This window comes from Paenibacillus validus NBRC 15382 (assembly GCF_004000985.1).
GTDB classification, from domain to species: Bacteria; Bacillota; Bacilli; order Paenibacillales; family NBRC-103111; genus Paenibacillus_G; species Paenibacillus_G validus.
Genome location: NZ_BIMH01000027.1, coordinates 58,859 through 68,429, shown reverse-complemented (window position 1 = coordinate 68,429; position 9,571 = coordinate 58,859). Strand labels below are relative to the sequence as shown.

Below are 9,571 nucleotides of genomic sequence, written 5' to 3'. Positions count from 1 at the left end.
GACGATTTTGCCCGTCAGCATCAGACGATCCTGCAGGCTGTTATTGACAAGAACGGGCATCGCGCGGCAGAGGAAATGGAAAGGCATATCGAGCATACGATTGATTTAATGAAGGCGTTGAATCGATTCCCTGCCGAATAAAAGAAGTATAACGATTTGTTGAACAGGAAAAGGCCGGAAGGCCTTTTTTGTTTTTGCGCGCCTAGCCAAGCTAGGCACAACTAGCCGGTGGAAGTCCGGTCGAGGTAAGAGCCAAGTCGCCTCGTAGCTGACGGGCAACTGGTGGAGAGATCCTAAGGTTGAAGCCCCGTGACAAAGTAACTCTGCGGAGTGCGAGCAAATCGACAGGCCGTAACATGAAGTGAATCCTGCCGCATCGTCAAAAAAGACCCGAGAGGGACAAGAGAGAGCCGAGCCTCGGATAACTGGGCGAAGGCCATGGGACGCGTGAAGCCCTTGGAAGCGCAGCGCGGAAGAACTCTCCGGTGTATGGGGAACGGCATGCCGAGAAAGTTGTGTCTGGAACTAGGGAGACCCTCCCTCGCACGATATTTTTTTTTTTTTTTTCGTAAGGAGCAGACCTATAAGCCCAAAAGGTGAAGTGGCGAGCTGCGGGAAGGGAGTCGGAGGGGGCTATAGTACCTGTGAAGTGAGGACAACAAAACCTCATGGAGGGAAGGGCCCCTGCTTTGTTCAAGTACTTGGAGGAGGTAAGAGTCAGTGAATGCAGCTAAACCTGCTAACGACGCCAAAGTAAAAGCTCAACAACTCCAACAAGCACTAAGCCTTGCAGCCAAGGGAAATCCGAGGCGGCGGTTTCATGCGTTATACGACAAGGTTCACCGCAGCGATATTCTGTGGGAAGCGTGGAAAAGGGTCAAAGGAAACGGCGGAAGCGGTGGGGTAGACGGAATGACCATCGATCACATCGTCAAAGTCATCGGCGAAGGACGATTTGTAGATGCAATCCAGACGACGCTGAAGAACGGGGAATACCGACCATTGCCCGCAAGGCGCAAGGAGATACCGAAAGCGGACGGGAAGATGCGGCCGCTGGGCATTCCGGCGATTCGGGACAGAGTCGTGCAAATGGCGACGAAAATAGTGGTGGAACCGATCTTCGAAGCCGACTTCAAAGACTGCTCATACGGATTCAGGCCGAAGCGCAGCCAGCATGGGGCGATCCGGCATATCCGCCGAGCGGTGAAGAAGGGCGTCTACTGGGTGGTCGACATCGACATTCGGGGCTACTTTGACAACATTGCCCATGACAAGCTGATGCAACTGGTGGAACAGCGGATCAGCGACCGAAGGGTATTGAAGCTGATCCGGCAGTGGCTGAAAGCAGGATTCGTGAAAGATGATCAGTTTCACGAAACCGACTTAGGGAGTCCTCAGGGCGGCGTCATCTCCCCATTACTTTCGAATCTGTATCTGAACTACCTGGATACAATCTGGGAGAAGAAGTTCGCAGAGACGGGAACCATGGTGCGATACGCCGATGATCTTGTGATCTTGTGCAAAACCAAAGAACAAGCGCTAAGAGCGATCGACGTACTCAAGGCGGTATTCGGAAGGCTGGAAGTCGAAATGAACAGGGAAAAGTCCAAGCTCATCAACCTGTGGGACGATAAACAAGGATTTGACTTTCTGGGGATGCATCACCGGAAAATACCAAAGAAACTGAAGGGGAACAAAACAATCTCAATCCTTCGCAGTTACCCGTCCCAGAAGGCCATGAAGAGCATGAGACAGAAGGTGAAGGAAGCGACAGAGCCGAGAAACCGCCTGTACTGGACGATGAACCAGATGGTGGCGGAACTGAACCCCAAGATACAGGGGTGGAAGAACTACTATGGACTCGATGTCTTTGCCGACCCATTCCTGAACAAGATCGACTGGTACATCCGAAAACGCCTCACGCTGTTCTGGAACAAGAAGCGAAATCGTCGTAATAAACACAGCAGGTCCAAGCAAGCCGCCATGGCGGCACAGCTTGCAGGACTAAAGAAACTCGCCAGCTAGAGAAAGTACCGTAACGCTGAAGGAAGAAGAACATCGGAAAGCCGGATGAGGGAAAACCTCACGTCCGGTTTGATGCAGGGGGAGCTGGAAAAGTAAAAGGAGGGCTTGCGCCCTCCGATGAAATTTCAGTTCTCTACTCTACGCTTCGATGTACATCGGGTGTATTTTAAGTTAACATTGAGTGTTACTTATTTGCGCGAAAAAAGGCGAAAAGGCGAGTTTTTTGTCCGGAATCTGTTATTTATGTTACAAAACATTACACAAAATGCTTTTCGAATCAAAATATGGTGCTATAATAGCCTCAAGAAGTTGGTCGGACCAAATGTACGCTTTGTAGGATGATCTAACATCAACCGACAGAGCATTATCCACGCCATATTGGTCAGACCAAGCAAAGATACAAATCGATATTTATAAGTTATATTGCGGTTTTATAGCTATATTGGTCAGACCAGAAAACGTTTTGTCGGGTTATGTAATATAATCTGACAATCGGCCTCGTGCACAGGGTTGGTCGGATCAAAGGCTCTTTATTATAAAAACGACTTTGGAGGTTATACCATGGCAGAACGAATCGTAGATCTCACGCTTGAAATTGAGGACAATATTCCGTCGCACAAGCTGTTCCAAAGCCCGATCATAACTTCGCATATGACTCATGAACAAACCATTCATCTGGGCTTGGGCGTTCCGGAAGATCCGATGACCTTCGCTACAAGCTATATCGGTACGCTGGATCACATCGGCACGCATGTTGACGCCTATGTACATGTCAAGCCGGGCGGGGATTCCATCGAACAGATGCCGCTGGATATGTTTTTTGGCAAGGCCGTATGCCTTGACCTGACGCATATTCCGGATCTTGGCGAAATAGATGTGGCCGATCTTGAAGAAGCGGAGAAAAAAGCAGGGGTTCGAATAGATGGTCATATCGTTCTGATCAATACGGGACTGCATAAGCGCCATTACCCGGACCGTAAAGTTTGTTGGTCCAATCCGGGCTTAACGGCAGCCGCAACGCATTGGCTGGCCGATCGCGGCTCCAAGCTGCACGGTGTGGAAGGGCCTTCCACGGATCGTCCAAGCGACAACCTCTTTCCAAGCCATCGCGTTTGCCGCGACCGGGGCATCTCTCATTATGAATGGCTGGTGAATTTAGAAGAGCTGGTTGGAAAAGGCGAGTTTATGTTCTACGGACTGCCGCTGAAAGTGAAAGGCGGTACCGGATCTCCGGTTCGGGCCTATGCCGTAATTAACGAGTAACGGATCGGAATCTCCTTGACGCAAGAGTCGAACTGAAGGAGCCGTGTTGTGAATGAACATCGCGAAGATGAGCGCTTTGGAAATACGGGCTGCCATTGGCAATAAACAACTATCGGCAGTCGAAGTTATGTCGGACACGCTGGAAAGAATGACGGCGCTGGAGCCTGCGCTGAACGCCTTTGTAACGGCGACGCCGGAGCTTGCCATGGAGGCGGCTAAGGCAGCGGATAAGGCAGTCATGGCCGGCGAACCGCTAGGGCGGCTGCAGGGCATTCCTCTTTCTGTCAAAGATTTAATTCATGTCGGCGGAGTTCGGACCACGTTCGGTTCCCGCACCCGGGCTACCCATATCGCGGAGGCTGATGCCCCCTCGGTTGAACGGGTCCGCGCTGCCGGCGCGGGTATAATAGGCAAAACGACGACAACCGAATTTGGCAGTAAGGCAGGAAGCGGTGACAGTCCGCTCACCGGCATTACATATAATCCATGGAACCTCGCCAAGTCGCCGGGCGGATCAAGCGCCGGCGCTGCGGCTTCCGTCGCCGCGGGGGTAACCCCGTTCGCGCTGGGGACGGATGGAGGCGGCTCCGTTCGTATTCCTTCCTCCCTTTGCGGACTTTTCGGCATCAAGGCGCAGTTTGGCCGGGTTCCGGTTTTCCCTACCAGCGCAACCCCGACTTTAGCTCACGTCGGCGTTCTGTCAAGGACGGTCCGGGATGCCGCTTTACTGCTGCAGACCGTCTCGGGTTACGACGGACGCGATCCGGCTAGCGTATCCGAGAGAACACCCGATTTCATAGCAGCCTGCGACATGCCTGTCCAAGGATTGCGCATCGCTTGGAGCCCGACGTTAGGTTACGCCAAGCCTACTGCCGAGGTGCGCATGATAACCGAGACGGCCGTACGGCGATTTGAAGACCTGGGCTGCTCCATCGAGCTGGTGGAGAACGTCATCGACGATCCGATTGATTTATGGATGGCCGATTTTTACGCAGGCATCGGCGTGACGCTTAAGGACGATTTGCAGCATCGCCGCGATCTCCTCGACCCCGCTTTGGCCGAAGTGCTGCAAGGCCGTCTTCACGAATCGGTTGACGCTTACTACACGAAGGTTTTCAGCAGGTACAGGCTGCGCGAGAAAGTACGGCAATTGTTCCAGCGCTATGATCTGCTCCTTACCCCGACGCTGCCGGTATCTTCGGTGGATGTCGGAATGAACGTGCCTCGGGAGCTGCCCGATCGCAACATGGTGTCCTGGTCCTACTATACCTATCCGTTTAACTTGACGGGGAATCCGGCTGCCTCGATTCCTTGCGGCTTTGATGCAAACGGGATGCCGGTAGGTCTTCAAATCGTGGCGGGCTTCAATCGCGAGGCGGATATACTGAGGGCTGCCGCAAGCTTCGAGGTCTCGAGCCCATGGGTCGATACTTACCCGATTGGTCGCAGCTTAATAAAAAAATAAGTTCGGTTGAAAGGGTGGTTTATGTGAAAAAAAGCAAAAGAAAAGGCGCGGGCTTGTTGGTTTCCTGCTTGGCAATGGCTTTGATCGTTTCCGCTTGCGGTTCCAGTTCTTCGTCAACCACAGCTTCCTCGGGCGGCTCCGCCCAAAGCGGTTCTGCGAAACCGATTAAAATCGGGGTTTCTACGGAAGCTACCGGAGGGTCAGCGGAAGCTTCGGTCAACATTTATCAAGGCGTGCAAATCGCAACGGACATGATCAATGAAAAGGGCGGAGTCAAGGGCCGCCCGATTGAATTGGTGGTTCGCGATACGGAGGAAAACCCTACGCGCGGAGTAAGTATTATCCGCGATTTCAGCCAAAAAGAAAACGTGCTGGCCGGGATCGGCGGATACTTCAGTACGGTGATGCTGGCGCAAACCCCGGTAATCAAAGAGGAGAAATTGCCCTTCGTCGTCGCGACATCGAACGTTCCCGAATCCGTCACGAACGGGATGCCGTGGACATTCGGCGTTCGGATGAACGCGGAGGTTACGGCGAGATATGCTTTGAAATTTATGGAGAAAAACTTAAATGCCTCGAAAGTCGCCATTCTTCACGAGAGCGGCGGATACGGCAAAGGGGCAGTATCGGCCATGACCAAGGCGCTTGAAGAAGTGGGGAAAAAGCCGGTGGCCGTGGAGTCCTTTAACTTGAAGGATCAGGATATGACTGCGCAAGTCACGCGCGCTCGCGATGCGGGGGCTGATGTGATCTACTTGTTCGGCATCGGGGCGCCTAACGGATATGTGTTGAAATCGATGGATAAGATCGGTTGGAAGGTACCCGTGATCGGGGAGACCGGCATGGCCGCTCTCGGGGTCAATGAAGTCGGAGGGGCTCTGGCAACCGGAACCTTCGCGATCCAAACGGCGAATTTCACCAGCGAGCAAACCCGTGAGATGTCGAAACAATTTTTGGAAAGATTCAAAAGTAAATTCGGACATATTCCTACCACCTTCTCCGCGGCGGCCCAAGGCTTCGATGGAGCGATGCTGATTTTCAAAGCGCTTGAATCCGTTGACTTGACCGATGATGTCAAAAAAGACCGGGAAGCGTTAAAGGATGCGCTGGAAAATAACGCGGGGCCTTACAGCGGCGTCATTCGCGATTGGGACAAGGCGTTCAGCAAAGACAATCACGATGCGATCGATATCAACTCCTACGTGATGAATATGTGGAAAGACGGAGTTATCGTGAAATCCGATAAACAATAACGCTTGGCATAATAAGGGGGCGGGCCTGTCCCGCCTCCTTAGCCAAGTGGATAAGTGAATGTCCGAAAAGGGGGAACACAGCCATGATGGAAGGGGCAGCGGCGACGCTGGTGCAGGTGCTGTTAAGCGGATTGGCGATAGGCAGCTTGTATGCGCTCATTGCTTTGGGATACAGCTTGACGTTCGTTGTGAATGGAACCGTAAATATGTCACAAGGTCAATTGGTCATGTTAGGCGGCATGTTAACGTATGCCTTCGTTGAAATAATGCACGTACCTTTCTATCTATCCTTCTTGTTGGCCGGAATCGTTGTCGGCTTGCTAGGCATTATTATCGAGCGTTTTGCCATTCGAAAGTTTGCCAAAGATACCGCATCTGTGAACTGGGTGCTCAGCACCTTGGCCATCGGCATTATCATTCAGGATGTCGCCCATTTCATATGGGGGCCGAACGAGCATGTTGTCGCTTCTCCTGTCGGCGAAGACATCGTGCGCGTGCTCGGGGCCGGCGTGTATTGGAAGGAATTGATTTTAATTCCGGTGGTCGGCGTTTTTCTTATTTTCCTTACCTTCTTCTATCTCAAATCCCATTGGGGATTATGGCTGAGAGCTACGGCCGATAATCATACAGCCATCAATTTGATGGGGATCAACAGCAACTACATCGTGGCCATCGCCTACATTCTCAGCGGGATTCTGGCCGGACTCGGCGGGGGCATGATGTCTACGATTTATGCCGTTTCCGTCGCGGTGGGACTGCCGCTCGGGTTAAAGGCCATTGCCGTAGCGATGGTTTCCGGACTAAACAGCGCCAAGGGAATCGTCCTTACGGGACTGGGACTGGGCATCTCGGAATTGCTGGTTGCCACCTATGTCTCCCCCAATTTCCGGGAGATGATTATTTACCTGTTGGTGATTTTGATTCTGTTTGTTAAACCTACGGGATTGTTCGGCACGCGGACTGTGGTCAAAGTTTAGGAAGAGAGGGATGTAATGTGGAAGCAAACCTGCAAATTGAACTGGATAACAGGCGGGCCTTGTCAGGAAAGAACGTTGCCATCGGCTTGTTGTTCGCTCTGTTGGCCGTAGCCCCTCTTTTTCTGAGCAGTTATTATGTGAACCTTCTTTATACGGTGGGCGTTTTCGCCATTATCAGCATAGGGATGAATATCATAGTCGGATATTCGGGCATTGTTTCGATCGGCCATGCCGGATTGATGGCCGCCGGGGCTTATTCGGCCGCCTTTTTCAACACACACTTCGGAACCCCGTTCTGGATTACGGCGATGATCGGCATTGTGGTCAGTCTGATACTGGGCAGTATTCTTGCGATACCGACCATTCGCGCGGGCGGAGTTTATCTGTCCATGATCACCATCGCTTTTGGCGTCATCATCGATGAAATATTGATCCGGTGGGAATCCTTTTCCGGCGGTCCGTTAGGCATATCGGGCATAGCAAAACCGGCCATCGGCGCTTATCAATTCGGGTTAACGCAGGTGTATTATTTAGTATTGATCGTTGCCGTCGTCGCGATGGTGCTGGTCTATAACTTTAGACGTTCCGTATGGGGAAGAAGCCTGCTGGCTATTAAACAAAACGTGATTGCGGCGGAATCGCTTGGAATCAAGCCGTTCTACTATCAATATGTAGGGTTCGCCATCAGCGCGGTATTTGCCGGTTTGGCCGGGGCCATCTACGCGCATGCGAACAGCTTCATCAGTCCTGATATTTTTGGCTTTCATACTTCGATTCAATTGGTGTTGATCATTATTTTGGGAGGCGCCGGCACCGTATGGGGGCCTGTTCTCGGTTCGTTCATTATCGTGCTGCTTCCGGAGGTTCTGAACTTCGACCATTTGCGGCTTGCGGTTTACGGGTTATTAATGTTTGTGGTCCTTTACTTTTTGCCTAAGGGCATATCGGGTACGATCATTGATTATTTGGAAAAGAAAAAAACGCCCAAGGAAAATCGGGCTGCTTATGACGCCATACCGCTCGAGCAACTGCTGAACGTCAATGCCAATACCGCTTCCGGAACGCTGCTCAGCATTAACAATCTCAACAAACAATTTGGCGGGCTTCATGTCATTAAAGATCTTTCATTGGAGGTTCAGTCCTCGACGGTGTTGTCGCTTATTGGGCCCAATGGAGCCGGCAAGAGCACCGTTATTAATATGATATCCGGTTTCTATACGCCGACCTCCGGCGATATTTATTTAAACGGGAAAAAAATTGACGGATCTACTCCCCAAGAGATGCTGCACCAAGGCATTGCCCGGACGTTCCAGCACACTCGGTTGTTTGGCGAGTTGACGGTTCTTGAAAATATCATGATCGGCGTGGCCCAATCCCACAAACAACATTTGTTTTCGGCCTTGTTCCGCTCCGGCGGCATGCGCAGACAGGAGCAGCGGATCGCTGATCTGGCGCACGCCTACCTGGATCTGGCGGGATATAAGGGACTGCGCCACATCAAAGCGGCCAATCTGGCGTACGGGCACCAGCGCGTCGTCGAAATTGCCAGAGCGTTGGCGGCCAAACCGTCGCTGCTGCTGTTGGATGAACCGGCCGCCGGCTTGACGTCGGGAGAAATTGTTGAGCTTGAGCATGTCATTCGCAAGCTGAAAGAAGCCGGCTTGACGATCATCCTCATTGAACATCATATGGATTTCGTGTCGCGCATCTCGGATAAAGTGACCGTGATCGATTACGGAAGAAAGATCGCGGAAGGTAAAGCGGACGAAGTTCAGGATGATCCCAATGTCATTAAGGCTTATCTCGGAGAGGAGGAGACGGAACATGCTGACAGTCTCTGATCTTCATATGTATTATGGGGGCGTTCATGCGCTGAAGGGAGTAAGTCTCGAAGTAAATGAAGGGGAAGTCGTCGCCGTCATTGGTTCCAACGGAGCGGGCAAGACGACGCTGTTGAGCGCTATCCTCGGGATGGTGAAGCCCCGATCGGGACAAATTTCGTATTCGAACCAGGATATCACGTATATAACGGCTCATAAAACGGTAAACATGGGCATTTCCCTGGTACCCGAAGGAAGAGAAGTATTCAGCAGTATGACCGTTTATGAAAATCTTCGCTTAGGTTTGAAAAAACGGGTGGGACGGGTGAACCAGAAAGAATTCGACCGCGAGCTCGAACATATATTTTTCCGGTTTCCCCGTCTGAAAGAACGCATCGACCAATTGGCGGGAACGTTAAGCGGCGGCGAGCAGCAGATGATGGTGATCTCGCGCGCTTTAATCGGCAAGCCCAAGCTGCTGCTGCTGGATGAACCTTCGCTCGGATTGGCGCCCATTATCGTCAATGAAATTTTCGATATCATCAAGGGCTTGAAGCAAGAAGGAATGACGATTATTTTGGTTGAGCAGATGGCCAATAAGGCGCTGTCGGTTGCCGACCGCGGTTATGTACTGGAGAACGGCCATATTGCCATGAGCGGAACAGCCAAAGAATTACGGGGCAACCGGGAAGTGGCCAAAGCCTACCTGGGTGTTTCCTAGGACGATTTGTTCATTCGTACATGAAGAGAGTGCCTTAACGGGCGCTC

At 51.9% G+C, this 9,571-nt stretch carries 7 protein-coding genes; all 7 read left to right on the top strand.

Annotated features, from left to right (window positions below):
* Positions 1-720 precede the first annotated feature (720 nt).
* The 7 genes from ltrA (at position 721) to PVA01S_RS17205 (ending at position 9,524) form a co-directional block, all read left to right on the top strand.
* On the top strand, positions 721-2,025 hold the full coding sequence (gene ltrA, locus PVA01S_RS17235; protein WP_054796684.1) for a group II intron reverse transcriptase/maturase: 1,305 nt from the start codon (positions 721-723) through the stop codon (positions 2,023-2,025).
* Between the two features lie 561 nt (positions 2,026-2,586).
* Complete coding sequence (locus tag PVA01S_RS17230) at positions 2,587-3,288, top strand: cyclase family protein (protein ID WP_127608637.1); 702 nt, start codon at positions 2,587-2,589, stop codon at positions 3,286-3,288.
* A gap of 52 nt (positions 3,289-3,340) precedes the next feature.
* Positions 3,341-4,753 carry an amidase gene (locus tag PVA01S_RS17225; RefSeq protein WP_127608636.1) on the top strand — a complete coding sequence of 471 codons (1,413 nt, stop codon included), beginning with the start codon at positions 3,341-3,343 and terminating at the stop codon, positions 4,751-4,753.
* Positions 4,754-4,776: 23 nt separating this feature from the next.
* Positions 4,777-6,006 carry an ABC transporter substrate-binding protein gene (locus PVA01S_RS17220; RefSeq protein WP_164751873.1) on the top strand — a complete coding sequence of 410 codons (1,230 nt, stop codon included), beginning with the start codon at positions 4,777-4,779 and terminating at the stop codon, positions 6,004-6,006.
* A gap of 83 nt (positions 6,007-6,089) precedes the next feature.
* Entirely contained in the window at positions 6,090-6,983 is an 894-nt protein-coding gene (locus PVA01S_RS17215) for a branched-chain amino acid ABC transporter permease (protein WP_127608634.1), read from the top strand.
* 17 nt (positions 6,984-7,000) lie between these two features.
* Complete coding sequence (locus PVA01S_RS17210) at positions 7,001-8,824, top strand: branched-chain amino acid ABC transporter ATP-binding protein/permease (RefSeq protein ID WP_127608633.1); 1,824 nt, start codon at positions 7,001-7,003, stop codon at positions 8,822-8,824.
* Positions 8,808-9,524 (top strand): ABC transporter ATP-binding protein, encoded by a 717-nt coding sequence (locus tag PVA01S_RS17205; RefSeq protein ID WP_127608632.1) that lies wholly within the window; start codon positions 8,808-8,810, stop codon positions 9,522-9,524. Before PVA01S_RS17210 ends, PVA01S_RS17205 begins: the two co-directional genes overlap by 17 nt.
* The last annotated feature ends 47 nt before the right edge of the window (positions 9,525-9,571 follow it).

Bases quoted from the DNA above. Each gene is read 5' to 3' on its own strand.
- PVA01S_RS17230 (WP_127608637.1), top strand. From the start codon at position 2,587: ATGGCAGAACGAATCGTAGATCTCACGCTTGAAATTGAGGACAATATT.
- PVA01S_RS17215 (WP_127608634.1), top strand. From the start codon at position 6,090: ATGATGGAAGGGGCAGCGGCGACGCTGGTGCAGGTGCTGTTAAGCGGA.
- PVA01S_RS17205 (WP_127608632.1), top strand. From the start codon at position 8,808: ATGCTGACAGTCTCTGATCTTCATATGTATTATGGGGGCGTTCATGCG.
- PVA01S_RS17225 (WP_127608636.1), top strand. From the start codon at position 3,341: ATGAACATCGCGAAGATGAGCGCTTTGGAAATACGGGCTGCCATTGGC.